Source organism: Mesorhizobium sp. B2-6-4 (assembly GCF_006441495.1).
GTDB lineage: Bacteria > Pseudomonadota > Alphaproteobacteria > Rhizobiales > Rhizobiaceae > Mesorhizobium.
The window spans coordinates 179852-196451 of the sequence record NZ_VFUE01000011.1; the positions used below are offsets into that span (position 1 = coordinate 179852).

15 protein-coding genes are annotated in these 16600 nt (G+C 59.8%); 14 read left to right on the forward strand and 1 reads right to left on the reverse strand.

The window, feature by feature from the left end; genetic code table 11:
* The first annotated feature begins 13 nt into the window (after positions 1 to 13).
* Genes FJ426_RS17175 through trbI form a run of 8 tightly spaced genes read left to right on the forward strand, consistent with a single transcriptional unit; the run spans position 14 to position 8001 of the window.
* Positions 14 to 2452, forward strand: coding sequence for a conjugal transfer protein TrbE (locus FJ426_RS17175; RefSeq protein ID WP_140825441.1), 2439 nt, complete (start codon positions 14 to 16; stop codon positions 2450 to 2452).
* 37 nt (positions 2453 to 2489) lie between these two features.
* The gene (trbJ, locus tag FJ426_RS17180) at positions 2490 to 3254 is read left to right on the forward strand and encodes a P-type conjugative transfer protein TrbJ (protein ID WP_246675571.1); all 765 of its coding nucleotides are present in this window, start codon (positions 2490 to 2492) and stop codon (positions 3252 to 3254) included.
* 4 nt (positions 3255 to 3258) lie between these two features.
* Positions 3259 to 3456 (forward strand): hypothetical protein, encoded by a 198-nt coding sequence (locus FJ426_RS17185; protein ID WP_140825443.1) that lies wholly within the window; start codon positions 3259 to 3261, stop codon positions 3454 to 3456.
* A gap of 7 nt (positions 3457 to 3463) precedes the next feature.
* A complete protein-coding gene (trbL, locus tag FJ426_RS17190) occupies positions 3464 to 4654 on the forward strand; it encodes a P-type conjugative transfer protein TrbL (protein WP_140825444.1) in 1191 nt (396 codons plus the stop codon).
* A 30-nt stretch (positions 4655 to 4684) separates the two neighbouring features.
* A complete protein-coding gene (locus FJ426_RS17195; protein WP_140825445.1) occupies positions 4685 to 5347 on the forward strand; it encodes a conjugal transfer protein TrbF in 663 nt (220 codons plus the stop codon).
* Positions 5348 to 5405: 58 nt separating this feature from the next.
* On the forward strand, positions 5406 to 6200 hold the full coding sequence (trbG, locus tag FJ426_RS17200) for a P-type conjugative transfer protein TrbG (RefSeq protein ID WP_246675563.1): 795 nt from the start codon (positions 5406 to 5408) through the stop codon (positions 6198 to 6200).
* A 2-nt stretch (positions 6201 to 6202) separates the two neighbouring features.
* On the forward strand, positions 6203 to 6667 hold the full coding sequence (gene trbH, locus FJ426_RS17205; protein WP_140825447.1) for a conjugal transfer protein TrbH: 465 nt from the start codon (positions 6203 to 6205) through the stop codon (positions 6665 to 6667).
* Between the two features lie 14 nt (positions 6668 to 6681).
* Positions 6682 to 8001 carry an IncP-type conjugal transfer protein TrbI gene (trbI, locus tag FJ426_RS17210; protein WP_140825448.1) on the forward strand — a complete coding sequence of 440 codons (1320 nt, stop codon included), beginning with the start codon at positions 6682 to 6684 and terminating at the stop codon, positions 7999 to 8001.
* 506 nt (positions 8002 to 8507) lie between these two features.
* On the opposite strand, the gene FJ426_RS17215 is transcribed toward trbI, so the two are convergent.
* Positions 8508 to 9191 carry a GntR family transcriptional regulator gene (locus tag FJ426_RS17215; RefSeq protein ID WP_140825449.1) on the reverse strand — a complete coding sequence of 228 codons (684 nt, stop codon included), beginning with the start codon at positions 9189 to 9191 and terminating at the stop codon, positions 8508 to 8510.
* A 174-nt stretch (positions 9192 to 9365) separates the two neighbouring features.
* Between FJ426_RS17215 and FJ426_RS17220 the strand changes: the two genes are divergently transcribed.
* From FJ426_RS17220 to FJ426_RS17245, 6 genes are all read left to right on the forward strand, one after another.
* Positions 9366 to 10403, forward strand: coding sequence for a 4-hydroxythreonine-4-phosphate dehydrogenase PdxA (locus FJ426_RS17220; RefSeq protein ID WP_181176962.1), 1038 nt, complete (start codon positions 9366 to 9368; stop codon positions 10401 to 10403).
* Between the two features lie 65 nt (positions 10404 to 10468).
* On the forward strand, positions 10469 to 11461 hold the full coding sequence (locus FJ426_RS17225) for a tripartite tricarboxylate transporter substrate binding protein (protein ID WP_140825451.1): 993 nt from the start codon (positions 10469 to 10471) through the stop codon (positions 11459 to 11461).
* A gap of 62 nt (positions 11462 to 11523) precedes the next feature.
* Positions 11524 to 12024, forward strand: a complete 501-nt coding sequence (locus FJ426_RS17230; protein ID WP_140825482.1) for a tripartite tricarboxylate transporter TctB family protein — start codon at positions 11524 to 11526, stop codon at positions 12022 to 12024.
* A 36-nt stretch (positions 12025 to 12060) separates the two neighbouring features.
* Positions 12061 to 13599: a tripartite tricarboxylate transporter permease gene (locus FJ426_RS17235; protein ID WP_140825452.1), complete on the forward strand. Its 1539-nt coding sequence runs from the start codon at positions 12061 to 12063 to the stop codon at positions 13597 to 13599.
* Between the two features lie 51 nt (positions 13600 to 13650).
* Positions 13651 to 14610, forward strand: a complete 960-nt coding sequence (locus FJ426_RS17240; RefSeq protein WP_140825483.1) for a sugar phosphate isomerase/epimerase family protein — start codon at positions 13651 to 13653, stop codon at positions 14608 to 14610.
* Complete coding sequence (locus tag FJ426_RS17245; RefSeq protein WP_140825453.1) at positions 14607 to 16319, forward strand: dihydroxyacetone kinase family protein; 1713 nt, start codon at positions 14607 to 14609, stop codon at positions 16317 to 16319. Before FJ426_RS17240 ends, FJ426_RS17245 begins: the two co-directional genes overlap by 4 nt.
* Positions 16320 to 16600: the final 281 nt, after the last annotated feature.

Below are 16600 nucleotides of genomic sequence, written 5' to 3' on the forward strand. Positions count from 1 at the left end.
ACGGACGGCGATGATGGTCGCACTCAAGAAATTCCGGCATGCTGGTCCCTCGTTTTCCGATCTGCTTCCTTATGCAGGACTGGTCGACAACGGCGTCCTGCTGCTGAAGGACGGATCGCTGCTCGCTGGATGGTATTTTGCCGGCCCGGATTCCGAAAGCTCGACCGATTTCGAGCGCAACGAAGTCTCGCGACAGATTAACGCGATCCTTGCTCGTCTAGGCAGCGGCTGGATGATTCAGGTGGAAGCGGTGCGTGTACCGACCACCGCCTATCCCCGGCGCGAGGACGGCCATTTTCCAGACCCGGTGAGTGCTGCGATCGAGGATGAGCGTCGAAAGCATTTCGAGGCCGAGAGCGGCCATTTCGAGAGTCAGCACGCAATCCTCCTCACCTACCGTCCGGCCCAGAAGCACAAATCGGCCCTGGCAAAATATGTCTACTCCGACGACGTCTCCCGCAACGAACGTTTCGCCGATACCGTGTTGGGGTATTTTCGGACCGCAATCCGCGAGTTTGAACAGTACTTGGCAAGCGTGCTGTCGATACGGCGCATGGTCACCCGGGAAACAGTTGAGCGCGGTGGGACACGGATGGCGAAGTATGACGAGCTTCTGCAGTTCGTCCGCTTCTGCATCGTAGGCGAGAACCATCCGATCAGGCTGCCAGCGATCCCGATGTATCTCGATTTCCTGGTGACTGCCGATTTCCATCACGGTCTTTCGCCGCTCGTCGACAACCGGTATCTCGCCACGGTGGCGATCGACGGCTTTCCGGCCGAGAGCTGGCCGGGCATTCTCAACTCCCTCGGTCTGATGCCGCTGACCTATCGCTGGTCGTCGCGCTTCATGTTTCTCGACGCCATCGAGGCGCGTCAGAAGCTCGAACGAACCCGCAAGAAGTGGCAGCAGAAGGTTCGCCCTTTCTTCGACCAACTCTTTCAGACCAACTCCCGGTCGGTCGACCAGGATGCCGCCATGATGGTTGCCGAGACCGAGGATGCGATCGCGGAATCGTCGTCGCAGCTCGTCGCCTACGGATACTATACCCCGGTCATCGTGATCTTCGACCAAGACGAGCGGCGGCTTCGCGATAAGGCTGAGGCCGTGCGCCGGCTTGTTCAGGCCGAAGGCTTCGGTGCCCGCATCGAGACACTCAATGCGACGGAGGCCTTTCTAGGCAGCCTGCCAGGCAACTGGTACGCCAATATCCGCGAGCCGCTGATCAACACGCGAAATCTCGCGGATCTTATCCCGCTCAATGCGGTGTGGTCGGGCAGTGCTGTTGCACCGTGTCCGTTCTACCCGGACAATTCCCCGCCGCTCTGCCAGGTCGCGTCCGGCTCGACACCATTCCGGCTCAATCTTCATTCGGGCGATGTCGGTCACACCCTGATCTTCGGCCCGACCGGTTCTGGAAAGTCGACGCTTCTCGGCCTGATAGCAGCGCAGTTCCGCAGATACCAGGGCGCGCAGCTCTTCGCCTTCGACAAGGGGCGGTCAATGCTACCGCTGACGCTTGGTGTCGGCGGCGATCATCATGATGTCGGGGCCGGCGAGGCACTTTCCTTCTGCCCCCTCTCCGAGCTCGGCTCCGATGGCGACAGGGCCTGGGCTGCGGAGTGGATCGAGACGCTGATCGCGCTTCAAGGCGTGAAAATCACGCCAGACCATCGCAACGCCATCGCCCGACAATTGGCCCTCATGGCGACGTCCGACGGGAAATCCCTCTCGGATTTCCTGTCAGGTGTGCAGTTGCGTGAGATCAAGGATGCTCTTCAGCATTACACGGTCGATGGTCCGATTGGGCACCTGCTCGACGCCGAGGCCGATGGTCTGATGTTGTCGTCATTCCAGACATTCGAGATCGAGCAGCTGATGAATATGGGTGACCGGACCCTCATTCCGGTTCTGCTCTACCTGTTTCGCCGTATTGAAAAGCGCCTCACTGGATCGCCCAGTCTCATCATCCTCGACGAGGCCTGGCTGATGCTCGGACACCCCGTGTTCCGCGACAAGATCAGAGAGTGGCTCAAAGTCCTGCGCAAGGCGAACTGCGCGGTTATCCTCGCGACGCAGTCTATCTCGGACGCCGAGCAGTCCGGTATCGTCGACGTCCTGAAAGAGTCCTGCCCGACGAAGATTTGCTTGCCGAACGGGGCCGCCCGGGAGAGCGGCACACGCGAATTCTACGAACGGATCGGTTTCAACGAACGCCAAATCGAGATCGTCGCGACCGCGCTCCCCAAGCGTGAATACTACGTCGTCTCGCCCGAGGGACGCAGGCTGTTCGACATGGCGCTCGGTCCCGCAACGCTCTCCTTCGTCGGCGCCGCCGGCAAGGATGACCTCAATCGCATCCAGGAATTGCGAGACGTTCACGGCCAGGACTGGCCCGCAGCTTGGCTCAAGGAGAGAGGAATAAACAATGCCGACACCGGCCTCCAATCGTAGTCGCGGCACCCGGCGAGGCTCACTTGCTCCATTGATCATGGCGCTGGCAACGAGCGCGTTGATACCGGCGCCGCCTGCCAACGCGGGCGCTGCCACGGGCAACGCGACCGAATGGACCCAGTTGCTCAATAACTCAGAACTTGTCGGCCTTGTCGGCCAGTCTGCCGAGCAAATTCAGAACCAAGTCAAGCAAATCACCCAGCTTGCCGAGCAGATCCAGAACCAGATGCGCATTTACGAGAACATGCTGCAAAATACGGCAAAGCTTCCTTCCCACGTTTGGGGACAAGTCGAGAGCGATCTCGGAAAGCTCCAAGGAATTGTCAGCCAGGGACAGGGGATCGCCTTCTCGATGGGCAACATCGACGATGTCCTGAAGCAGCGGTTCCAGAGCTATGCCGATTTCAAATCCGACCTGCCGAAGGGGCAGAGCTTTTCAAGCGCATGGCAGAGTTGGTCCGATACGAACCGCGACACCGTAGCTGGCACACTCAAAGCGGCGAACCTTACCGCGGAGCAATTCTCCAGCGAAGAGGCCACCATGCGCCAGCTTCGTTCTATGTCGGAGTCGGCGGACGGGCAGATGAAGGCCCTTCAGGTCGGACATCAGATCGCCACCCAGCAAATAGCCCAGACTCAGAAACTGCGCGGCTTGCTGGCTCAGCAGACGACCATGATGGGAACTTGGTACCAGTCCGAGCAGGCAAAGGACGACCTGGCTCAGGCGCGGCGCGCGGACTTCTTCAAGCGGACGGAAAGTCCCTCAACAACTGATGGTCAGCAATTCCGGCCGAATTGGTGAAACAATGAAACGCCCCTCGATTATTGCCGGCACTGGAATCGTTGTTCTTGCGGCCTTGATCTCAATGCTGGTTATTGTGCTCTCGCGCGAAGAACAAGCTCGGATTGAGCCGTCCCCAGCGACCGACGATCCCGATTTCTTCGCGCTTCCCGAAAAGCCACGCACCGACGATGGCAAGGCGTTCAAGCCGGATTGGGATTGACCATAGCATGAGTAGGAAACTCGTACCCTGCTGGGTTCTGATCGGCATGAGCTTCGCGTGCCTCGTCACGACCGAACCCGCGGTCGCGCAATCGTTCAACAACGTTGTTGATACGATCCAAAATCGGATCACGAACGCTGCCAAGAGCTGGGAGACAACGATCCTTCAGGCCGCAACCTCATTGTTCTGGCTGCTCGCTTTGATTGAGGTCGGCATTTGTGCTGTATGGCTTGCGATTAATTCCGCGACGCTCGAAGCCTGGTTCGGTGAACTGGTTAGGCGCATGCTTTTCATTGGCTTCTTCTTGTTTGTGCTTACCACAGGCCCGCAGCTAGCCAAAGATGTGGTCAACAGCCTGTTTCAGATTGGCGGAGGTTCAGGCTCGGTTTCACCCGCAGATGTCTTCGACGCTGGCCTCAAGGTAGGTGCGTCGCTCTCTCAAAAAGTATCTTTCGGCCTATTCGAAGATAACGCCCTCGCGACGGCGGCGGTATTTTCGATGGTTATTGTGGTTATCTGTTTCGGCTTGGTCAGTGCAATATTTATCGCCGTGATCACTGAGATGTATGTGGGCCTCCTTGCCGGCATGATCATGTTGGGCTTCGGTGGGTCGTCCTTCACAAAGGACTTCGCAATCCGATACCTAATCTACGCCTTCGGCGTCGGCATGAAGCTGATGGCACTTGTCATGATCGCCAACATTGGATCAGATGTCTTGGTCGGGATTGCTGACGATCCTATGACCGAAGAATCAGCCTACGCCACGACTGCAATAGCTGGAATTGCGGTGATCATCTTCATGGTCGCCATGTACGTGCCGACCATTGTGCAAGGTGTCGTCCAAGGCGTCTCTGTCACCGGCGGCATGGAAGCCATCCGGCACGGCGGTCAAGCAGCCTCGGCCGGCTTTGGCACCGGCGCCCTCGCCTATGGCGGGGCAAGGGCCGGGACTTCCGCCTACTCCGAAGCCCGGCAGTCAGGCGCATCGTTCGGATCTGCCGCTATGAAGGGGGTCTTCTCGGGTGTCGGATCGGCCGGCAGTGCTTTGGCGTCCGCAGCGAAAGACCAAGTGATCGGCGCACCGAGATCTTACGGAAGCTCCACTCTTGGTCTGGCCAACGCCAAGCTCGACGCGGCCCAGTCCATCCCCAAACAACGTTCCGGTTCTGGCAAACCCGCTTCGGCTCCCAAGAAATAACCTCCTCCCAGTCAATCGAGACCAGCGCAGATGGCACGACGAGACCATCCCGACAATCCCTATCTCGCCGCTCGCCAGGAGTGGAACGAGCGCTATGGAAGCTATGTGAAGGCTGCGAGCGCCTGGCGCATCGTTGGCATCACTGGCATGACCATGGCGGTGATCGGCTTCACCTACGCACTCTATCAGAGCACGCAGGTGAAGCTGGTGCCCTACATCGTCGAGGTCGACAAGCTGGGCGCCGCCGCTATCGCCGGTTACCCTCAACAGATCGAGTACGCCGATCCTCGTGTGGTTCGCGCAGCCCTCGGCGGGTTCGTCACATCCTTTCGGTCGATCACGCCGGATGCGGTCGTCCAGAAGCAATATATCGACCGCACATACGCCCTGCTCCGGACGTCGGATCCCGCCACCGAGAAGATCAACAGCTGGTTTCGGGGCAATTCGCCGTTCGAGAAAGCCAAGGCCGCGACGGTTGCGATCGAGGTGAACAACGTCGTCGCCTTGTCCAACCAGAGCTACCAAATCGACTGGACGGAATTCGAACGTGATCGAAAAGGCAAGGAAACGGCGACCCGCCGGTTTCGAGGCATTGCTACCGTCACGCTCACCCCACCACAGGATGAGGAAATCATCCGCCTGAACCCGATCGGATTGTATCTCCGCGATTTCGATTGGACCGCGCAATTATGACGTCCTTGAGGTTTCCATCATGATCCCCTTATCCATGCGAGCGAGTGCCTGCGTTGCCATGCTCGCTCTATCGTCAGCATCGATCTCGGCCACCTCGACGGCGGCCCAGGAGATGAGCGCCAACGAGACGAAAGGAACCACCATTTCGGGGAAATGGCGCGGATCACGAGGTCTCGTCACCAAGGGCCCCGATGGCAAGGTGGTCTTTCTCTATGGCGAGGTACAGCCGTCCATAGTTTGCTCACCGCTGCAAGTCTGTGACATAGAACTCCAGGTCGGTGAGGTCGTTCGCGACGTGCTGGTTGGCGATACCGTTCGCTGGAAGGTCGAGCCGGCCACATCCGGCGCGGTGGGTGGCCAGGCGGTCCATCTGATCCTCAAGCCATCTGAACCCGACCTCCTCTCATCGATGGTCGTGACGACGTCGCGGCGCACTTATCACATCCAGCTCAAGTCGCATCAAACACAATACATGGCCCGCGTCGGGTTCGAATATCCCGACGAGGTCAATCAGAAGTTCGCCGAGATCAACGCGCGGATAGAGGCGACCACGATCCCTGGCGCCGGCGTGCCTGCCGAAAATCTCAACTTTGGCTATCGGACGAGCGGCCGCGCTCGCTGGAAGCCGACACGCGTCTATTCGGATGGAACCAAGACCTACATCCAGTTCCCGTCTTCTTTTGCCGGGCAGGACGCGCCGGTCCTGTTCGTCGTCTCCGGTGGCGAGAACCGGATCGTCAACTACCGGGTGAAAGGCAGAATGATGATCGTCGACTACATGGTGGACCGCGCGGTTCTCGTTTCCGGCGTCGGCTGGAAGCAGGAGAAGATCACCATCAAGAGGGGAGGGTGACCATGGTCAGCTTTCGACCGTTAGCATTACTCGCCCGCATTGCGGCTGTTTCCGTAATGTGCGCCAGCGCCAGTGCTTGTCAGACGTCGGGCGAGGGCGATCTGACGGCAAGTACCGACAAGGCGGAGCTCTCTTCAACGGCTGCCAATGCGATCGCCGGTGACATGGTGAGCAAGCTCGCGGACGTCGTCGGCCCCGGCACCGGAACCATTGTCCTCGAGTCCGATGGTTCGCTTTTCGGCGAGGCCATGAAATCGTCCTTGAGGAGCTCGGGCTACGCAGTGGCCACGACGGATCAGAAGACGGACGGCAGCAAGCTGATCCATCTCGCCTATGTCGTCGACAGTTTCGAAGGCAGCGTGCTCGCCCGTCTGTCGACATCGACCTTCGATCTTGGCAGGGCCTATGCGGTAATGAACACAGGCGCGGTCCCGTCGAGCCCGCTCTCCATCGTGCGGCGCAACTAGAGAAGGAAGATCGCATGTCCTCGCTCGACATTTCGCCAAAGCCCGGCGACTCTGACGGCGCTCCCCGCATTCGGCGCCTCAACCGGCTGCCGATCATGGTGGCAATCGTGCTCGCGGTGCTGTTCTTCGGCGTCATCATCTACGGGTTTTCGATCAGGGGAATCTCGTTTCGCGCAAATGACGGCATCGGGTCTGCATCGAACTCTCCGCCCGCGAGCGACTTCGCAGACCAACTCAAGCGGGGCGTATCGGACGGCGTCATCGACGGGCCGATCGAACCTTCTGTCTTTCACCCGTCGCCGGCACCGGCGCCCGTCACCCCGCCCACGGCCAATCCGTTCAAGCCGGCGCCCGCAACAGTTGAATCCGTTCCCGCGCAACAGCCGGCTCTTGAGCCCGAACACATCTGGCGGGCTCGCCTCGACCGTGAACAGCAGGAGCAATACATGCGCGAGCGGTATCGTCAGCGGCTAGCCCGGCTGCAGGCAAACGACGCAGCCTACGATTCGCCGATCGCTGTAAACATCGGCGAAAAAGGGCAAGAGGATGGAGGCAAAGTGGGCGCTCCTGACGCCGGCGGCGCAAATCCGTCTCGACCTGGGGTGACGGACCTTTATGCCACGGCAATGCGTGCCGCTGTTGCCGGGCAGGCGGGGGCCGACGCGAACGGGCAGGGGGCAAAGGCCGACTTCTTCAATCAGGATCTCAAGGATCATGGCTATCTGCCCAACCAGGTCGTTCCACAGCTTTCACCCTATGAGCTCAAGCGTGGTTCAGTGATCCCGGCAACGCTCGTCACAGGCGTCAACTCGGATCTGCCAGGGCGCCTTACAGCTCAGGTCTCGCAGAACGTTTATGATAGTGCCACCGGGCATCGCCTTCTCATTCCACAGGGCACAAAGCTTTTCGGACGATACGATTCGGGCGTGACCTTCGGCCAGAAGCGCGTGCTTGTCGTCTGGACCGATATCATCTTTCCGAACGGCGCGACCTTGCAGATCGGCGGCATGGCGGGCACGGACGCCCAAGGCTATGGCGGTTTCAAGGACAGAGTGAACAACCACTATCTGCGGATATTCGGGTCTGCGATCCTGATCGCGGCGATCGGCGCAGGCGTCGACATGGGGATCCCTGAAGACCGCAATGCGCTCGGCTCCGAAAACAGCGCCGAAAATTCGGCAAGGCGATCTTTCGCCGAAACCTTCGGCCGCGTTGCCGAGCGGACGATTTCGAAGAACATCGACGTGCAGCCAACGCTCGAAATCCGGCCTGGCTATAAGTTCAACATTCTGGTCGATCAGGACATCGTCTTCCCCCGTGCTTATTCATCGTGAGCCGCAAGCGTCGGGTCGACCCGAGAAGACGGCAAAGGAAGGGAGGAAACACACTTCCCCCCGGCGGCTGAGATCGAGGTGAGCGCTTCGCGGTCAAGAAGGTCGAGGGATTTGCCTTCGGCATGGCTGCAGCCCGCCGAACAGAATGTTTCCGCCCAAACTACCGGAGGCTTCGGCAAGCACCGCATCGGGACCCCGCTCGGCGGCAACCCGGGCCGCATCGAGGTCGGCAGGACCGTCGCCGATAAACGCCACTCTCGGTGACGATCGGCTATTGCATCCGCAGCATGCTGTCTTCTACGTGCAAAGTCGCGTTATGTGCAATCTGGAACAGAACGTGCCTTGAGCCATTTTTGAAAAACTCAGGCAGGCCGGGGTCCCGTCATCCCAACGTTCTGATCCTCTCACTACTCTTCCTTTGCGCCCCAACGGCGGATCTTGACCCAGAGCAAACGACCCGAGGACCTCGACGAAGCCGGGGATGTCTACAGCCCACCGACGCGACTTCACAGTATCGACCGGACGCGCTCCCACGCGTTTCGGAGATGGCATCCCAGAACCTTCGACAATCTATCCTTGTCGCGCAGTTCAAGTGCGGCGATCATTTCATTATGTTCGGACACGGCGGCAGCCCAATTCTCCGGGCCCTCATGACCAACGAAGCGAATGCGCTTAAGTCGCGTCTGCAGAGTACCGTGAATGTCGATCAGCGTCGTATTGTCCGACAATGCAACGATCATGGAGTGTATCTGCTGGTTTAACTTGTAATATTGCATGCGATCCTTGGCCTCATAGCATCGGATCATTTCATCATGGGTTGCCCGAATTGCCGCGACCTGCGCGTCCGAGGCGAGATCGCAGGCCAATCTCCCTGCCAACTCCTCCATTGCCTGCAAGACGGTCAGCATGTCTTGAACTTCCTTAGCCCCGAAACGTTTTACGACAGCCCCTCGGCTAGGAACCAGTTCAACCAGGCCCTCACTGGCCAAATATTTGATGGCCTCCCGTAGGGGCGTTCGCGAAACCCCCAGTTGTTCGCCCAATTGGCCCTCGTGAAGACGCGTGCCGGGAGCGAGATCGCCCTCGATAATCATGTCACGCAGATGGTTGACGATGGTTTCGTGAAGCACCGTGCGGTGAATCGGACCCCCGGCGTTACGCTGGCGTTCAACGGGAATGGCCTCGTCCATCAAACCTGCACCCCAGTAGGCAGACACCCAGCAGTCCACCGCGCGATTCTTTTTGCCGCCGCAGCATGGAATCTCGCGAAGTTGGCGTCAAGGAACAAAAATGCTGCATACAGCATACAAAAGACTTGATGCAGACTGGTGGGCTGTGTATGCAGGGGAAACGGAGAGGAAATGATGGCTGCTGCGGTTGAGACGGGGGCGCGTCCGGTGCTGGCGCTCGCGATGGGCGATCCTGCCGGAGTAAGTGCTGAATTGACGGCGCGGCTCGTTGCGTTGCCTGAAGTCCTGGATGCGGCGAAGCTCGTCGTGATCGGCGACCGTCGCGTTCTGGACGAAGGCGCCCGCATTGCCGGCGTGACACTCGATATCGAAATGGTCCCGTTTGACGGGTTGGAAGGGGCGGATTCCGGCCGTCACGCCTTCATCGATCTGCGCCATCTTAATCCCAGTGACGTGAAGCGAGGCGAGGCCACTCTGATTGGAGGAACATTCGCGACCCGCAACTTCCGCACGGCCCTGGAACTGGCGAATGCTGGAAGGGTCAATGGCGTGTGCTTCACGCCCTTCAACAAGAAAGCGATGCGGTTCGCCTATCCAGGCTACGACGACGAGATACGCTTCGTTGCCGATGTGATCGGCTTCACCGGCAAGGTCCGGGAGTTCAACGTCCTGGACAAGGTTTGGAACGCGCGCGTGACCTCGCACATCCCGCTTGCCGAAGTTTCCTCCAGCCTATCGGTCGATCTCATCCTGTCCGAACTGCAATTGACGTACGGATGTCTCAGGGATGCTGGCTATGACAATCCGCGCATAGCGGTCGCAGGGCTCAACCCGCACGCCGGCGATGGCGGCAGCTTTGGCATGGAAGAGATCGAAATCATAGAACCGGCCGTGGCAAAAGCGAAAGCGCTGGGTTTGAACGTAGAAGGTCCATTCCCGGCCGATACCGTGTTCCTGCGGGCGCTGAAAGAAGGCTTCCAGGCTGTGCTGACTATGTATCACGACCAGGGCCAGATCGCGATGAAGCTGATGGGCTTTGACAAGGGCGTCACAATGATGGGCGGACTGCCTTTTCCGCTGTGCACGCCCGCTCACGGCACGGCCTATGACATCGCTGGCAAGGGGATCGCCGACGTCGGCGCCAGCCGCGAGGCAGTACTGCTCGCGGCCCGGATGGCCCGGCGAAGCGCTGGCCTGTCCGCGGCAGCCTGATTCCAGATAACGCATGCCGGCGTTCCAGGAGGTCTCCGCGCCGGTTTTTCAGAGGGAGGAGTGACATGAAAACTTCCATATCGAGAGCAACGATCCTAGTTGCGGCTTTCGCGGCAGCTACGCCGGCTCTGGCTTTCGATCCAGACAGGCCAGTCGAGTTCGTCGTTACTGCCGGAGCTGGCGGTGGCACCGACATTTTCGCAAGAACGATCCAGTCGATCATTGGCAAGTACAATTTGATGAAGGCGCCAGTGATTGTGACCAACAAAGGCAGTGCCGGCGGCGCCGAGGGCTTTGTCTATACGGCGACCGCTAAGGGCGATAATTTCAAGCTCGCCTTCGGTACCAACAATGCCTATCTGCTGCCGATCCGTGCGAAAGTGCCGTACACTTCGGCCGATCTGACGCCAGTGGCTGCACTTGCCGCCGACGAGTTCATTCTCTGGGTAAATGGCAAGGCGGACTACAAGACGGCAGCCGATTTCGTCGCGAAGGCGAAGGAAGCAGGAGGCGAACTCAAGGTCGCCGGCAGCCAGTCAAAGGACACTGATCAGATCCTGACCAGCCTGATCAACGAGGCAACCGGCGCGCATCTCGGCTATGTTCCTTACAAGAGCGGCGGCGAAGCTGCGGTCCAACTCGCGGGCGGACATGTCGCGGCCAATGTCAACAATCCCAGCGAAAATCTCGGCCAGTGGCAGGCGGGCATGGTGAAACCACTCTGCGTCTTCAAATCGGAAAAGTTGAAGAACAAGGCAAAGGTCGCTGGCAGCGCAAGTTGGGCCGATATCCCGACATGCAAGGACTCCGGCATTCCGATCGCGGACTACAACATGCCGCGCACGGTGTGGCTGCCCGCCGGCGTAGACCAGGATGTGGTCGACTTCTATGCCAATGTCCTCAAGAAAGTTTCCGAGACGCCAGAATGGGCCAAGTACCTCGCCGACACCTCGCAGTCTCCGGGCTACATGAGTGGCGGGCAGTTCGCCGATTTCATAAAGTCGGACGAAGCTTCGGTGAGCGAGGTCCTAAAGCGCGAGGGTTGGCTCGCCAACTGATATCTTTCGAAGACACGCGCGAGCGTCCTTCGGGCGCTCGCGCCCTACCAGAAGGTCGACCAATGAGCAGCCACGGTACCAGAGGCATCTCTCGCTTCGCGATGGAGATCGTGGTTGCAGGGGCGACAGCCGCGTTAGGCGTGGCGGTGTGCTATGGCTCAACCGAGGCAGGTGCCGGCTGGACCGAAATGGGGCCGGATGCCGGCTATTTTCCTTTCTATGTCGGCCTTCTGATTGTCGTCGGCAGCGTCATGAACATTTTGCTGGCGGTGAAAAGACATCGAAAGCTCGGGGAGACCTTGCTGGATGCGCGACGCATCAAATCGGTCGCGTCCTTTCTGCTGCCGCTCGTCGCTTACGCAGCAGTCTCCAGTTTCCTTGGCCTCTATGTCGGAACCGCGCTGTACATAGCTTGCGCGATGCACTTCCAAGGCAAATACAAATGGTGGATCGCTCTGCCGTCGGGGCTGGCTGTGGCAGCCTTTTTCTTCGTCGTCTTCGAGATGGGCTTCAAGGTTCCTCTTCTCAAAGGGCCGGTCGAGGCGTGGTTCGGCATCTATTGATCCGCAGTCCAGCAAGCGTCCTGGGGAGGAACGGCAATGGGCAACATCGGCCTGCTCTTTGAAGGCTTCGGCCATATCCTGACCTTTCAGCACGTGCTGCTGATGATGGTCGGCGTCACGCTTGGTATCCTGGTGGGAGTGCTGCCAGGGCTCGGTGCTCCGAACGGCGTCTCGCTCCTGCTGCCGTTGACGTTCTCGATGGACCCGATCTCGGGAATCATCCTGCTGTCCTGCATGTATTGGGGCGCTCTATTCGGCGGGTCGACGACCTCGATCCTGTTCAACATACCGGGCGAACCCTCGTCGGTCGCCACGACTTTTGACGGTTACCCGATGGCGAAGGCAGGCCAGGCCAGCCGCGCGCTGACACTTGCATTTGTCTCCGCCGGTATTGGCGCGCTCGCAGGCGTCGTGATGATCACGTTGCTTTCCGGATGGGTTGCCAACTTTGCTCTGCGGTTCTCGTCGCCTGAGTATTTTGCGGTCTATTTTCTCGCCTTCGCCAGTTTCATCTCGATGGGCTCCGCCGCGCCGTCCAAGACGCTGGTATCGATGATGCTGGGTTTTGCGCTCGCTTCGGTGGGCATGGACACGATATCAGGCAACCTTCGCCTGACCTTCGACATTCCCGAACTGATTAAGGGTATCAGCTTCCTGATCGCGGTAATGGGGCTATTCGGCATGGGCGAACTCCTCTTGACCACTGAGGAGGGGCTGCGCTTCGAAGGCATCAAGGCTCGTGTCCGGATTTCAGAGGTCGGCAGGACGCTGCTCGAACTGCCGCGGTACTGGTTCACAGTTCTGCGCTCGATTTTCATCGGCATCCTGATGGGCATCACGCCCGCAGGTCCGACCGCCGCCTCCTTCATGAGCTATGGCCTGGCCAGCCGTTCGGCGCGCGACAAGTCGATGTTCGGCAAGGGTGACCCACGCGGCATCATCGCGCCTGAAACCGCCGATCATTCGGCTGGAACGTCGGCGCTGCTGCCGATGCTGGCCCTGGGCGTGCCAGGCTCGGCCACGGCGGCTGTCATGATGGGCGGCCTGATGATCTGGGGCCTCACCCCTGGCCCCATGCTGTTCGTCGAACGTCCGGACTTCGTCTGGGGCCTGATTGCAAGTATGTATCTCGGCAATATCGTCGCGGTCCTATTGGTGATCGCCACCGTGCCTCTTTACGCCTCGATCCTGCGCGTGCCGTTCACCATCATCGGTCCGGTCATCGTGGCGGTCATCTTCAGTGGCGCTTACCAGGTAAGCAACTCTCTCACTGACCTGTGGTTGGTCGTTCTGTTTGGCCTGCTCGGCTACATTTTCAAGAAGCTCGATTATCCGCTCGCCCCGCTGGTTCTGGCTATGGTGCTGGGAGACAAGGCGGAAGACGCATTTCGCCAATCGATGCTGCTATCTTCTGGAAAGCTGAGCATTTTTTGGTCGAATGGTCTCGTATCCACGCTGATGGCAATCGGCTGCCTTCTTCTTTTGTCTCCCTTGCTGATGTGGGTACTGGGCATCTCGCGCAGACGAATGATCAGGCCGGACCTTCAGCAGGGCCCGAGCGAAAGCCCGTTTTGAGCTCAACCTGACACTCCCAGCCTTTTATCCCTAATGGAGGTTCCCGTGACTATCCCACCGAGGAAGTGGAACAGACACAATTGGCCGATAGCCGCAGCCATGATCCAGTATCCAAATGTCTTGCGCGACGGCCGATCGGTCCAGGATCAAAGTGTCGAGGAGTGGCAAGCCACGCTTGCCGATGTCGTGGATGCCGGCTTCACTGAACTCGATCCGACCGACAGCTGGCTAAGGCTGGCCGATCTCTCAGCCGCGCGGCTGGATGATTTCGTGAAATTGGCAGGTACGCTCAATCTCGCGATTCCCGCGATTTCGACGTCGCGGCGAAGCGTGATCGACCCCGAACATGGCGATGCGCACCTCGCCTATAGCCATCGCGTCATCGAGACCGCCGCACGGATCGGCGCCGGCTGCGTGTCGTTTGGTCTGTTCGGGCCGTTGACCGATGCCCAGAAGGCGGCGCTGTGGTTCTGGACGGTGGATGGCGTCAGGAATCCCGACGATCCGCAGGTATGGAGGAAGGCCGTGGCGCGCATCCGCGAACTCGGCTGCCACGCGGAGGAGCTCGGCATCGAATTGTCGCTCGAAATGTATGAGGACACCTATCTTGGAACGGCCGAAAGCTCAGTTCGCTTCGTCACCGATGTGGGTCTGCCGAATGTCGGGATCAACGCCGATGTCGGCAACCTCATTCGCCTGCACAGGCCGGTCGAGCACTGGCTGGAGATGATCGACAAGGTTGCGCCATTTGCCAAGTACTGGCACGTGAAGAATTATACCCGCGTTGAAGATCCTGTTTCCGGCGCGATCATCACGCACCCGGCTCCCCTTGAGACGGGTATCGTCAACTATCGCGTCGCCATAAGCCTTGCGCTCGACCACGGTTTTGCAAGCCCCTTTCTTTGCGAACACTATGGCGGCGACGGCTTGTCTGTCAGTGCCACCAACCGCGACTATCTAAGGCGCATTCTCCCCAAGACAGTATCAAGCAATGGGGAAACTGCGCGATGACCACCATTTACGACGCTCCAGAAGATTTCGCTTCGGCAGCTCTGGCAGGCTTTTGTTCAATCCACGGTCACCATGTTCGCTTGGTCAAGGGTGGTGTGGTGCGTTCCACCGAAGTGGCGAAAGGCAAGGTCTCCCTCGTTGTCGGAGGCGGCTCGGGGCACTATCCCGCGTTCGCAGGTTACGTTGGCCCGGGCCTGGCAGATGCTGCGGTTGCCGGCGATGTCTTCGCCTCGCCGTCGACCGCCGCCGTAGCGCGCGTATGCCGGCTTGCAGACAGAGGCGGTGGAATTCTGCTCGGCTTCGGCAATTACGCCGGCGACGTGCTGAATTTCGGCGTGGCGGCGGAACGATTGCGGGCAGAGGGCATCGACGTCCGGCTCTTGCCGGTGACTGACGATATTGCCAGTTCGCCCGCAGATGCAGTTGCCAAGCGGCGCGGAATCGCTGGCACCGTTATCGTGTTCAAGATAGCGGGCGCCGCAGCCGAAGCTGGCCTGCCGATCGACGAGGTCGAGCGTATTGCCCGCCATGCTAACAGCCGCATTGGGTCTTTCGGTGTGGCGTTCAAAGGATGCACGCCGCCGGGCGCCGCCGCTCCGCTGTTTACGGTTCCCTGTGGAAAGATGGCGTTGGGTCTGGGCATTCACGGCGAACCGGGAATCCGCGAGGAAGATATAACGTCGGCCTCTGATCTCGCAAAACTTCTTGTCGGCACCCTCGTCGCAGAGCGCCCGGCGGGAGCGAAAAGGGTAGCCGCCTTGCTCAATGGCCTCGGCTCTACCAAATACGAGGAACTCTTCGTGCTGTGGCACGCGATTGCTTTGCAGCTCAAGTCGGAGGGGCTCGAGGTGATCGAACCCGAGGCCGGTGAATTCGTTACCAGTTTGGACATGCAGGGGTGTTCGTTGAGCCTTTTATGGCTTGATGACGAGTTGGAAGCCTATTGGCGCGCCCCAAGCGACGCGCCGGTTCTTCGCAGAGGCGCGGTGATCGCCGCTAATCCGACCACCGACGTCCTAAATGAGCCAGAAGGACAGCCGGTCTACCTGGCGGCTTCCGCAGCCTCCAAGGCAAGCGGCGTTTGTATCGCCAACCTGATGCAGAGCCTTGCGGCGATGCTCAAAGATGCCGAGAAGGATCTTGGCCGCATCGATGCCATAGCCGGCGACGGCGATCACGGGCAAGGCATGAGCCGTGGTTCGGCTGCTGCGTCTGCCGCCGCTTCGGGGGCTGCGGCCGCCGGTGCCGGCGCCGCGAGCGTTCTAGCAGCGGCAGGCGATGCCTGGGCCGACAGGGCAGGGGGCACGTCCGGGGCCATCTGGGGCTTGTTGCTTCGTTCGTGGAGCAGCAGCTTCAAGGACGATGAACCCGTGACGACGGAGGCGGTGCTCCTCGGAGCGCGCCGCGCGCTCAATAGCGTGACCCGATTGGGAGGTGCAAGCATCGGTGACAAGACTTTGGTCGACGCGCTTGTGCCGTTCGTGGAAACGCTGGAACACAAGGTCGCATCCGGAAACACCTTGGCGGAAGCCTGGCGCGATGCTGCGCACGCTGCGACGCTGGCGGCTAATGCGACATCCTCGCTCGTCCCAAAGCTCGGTCGCGCCCGTCCGCTGGCGGAACGCAGCATCGGCCATCCCGATCCAGGTGCGGTGTCACTGGCCATGTGCGCACGAACCGCTGCAGTCGTTCTGCCGGAGGTTTCCTGATTCGAGGGCTCGCAACAAGGCCGGTCTCACCCCAGGCTCCGTGAAGTCGCCAGCCTTCTTTGCCAGCTTCATGCTGACCAGCCTCGGAAGCGGAAAGTGTCGCATCTCTATATAGGCGCTACAACCTTTTTGGCGGCGATGTAGAAATGTCGCCGGTTCTGCAAAGTAGAAATGTCGCATTGGCCGTTCCAAAGGGCAGGGTACAGCAAGTTAGAAATGCGACAATTAGGCGGACCCTGGCGCCAACGGAGCGCCCGATCGGGCGTAAGCTGGTCGGGGTT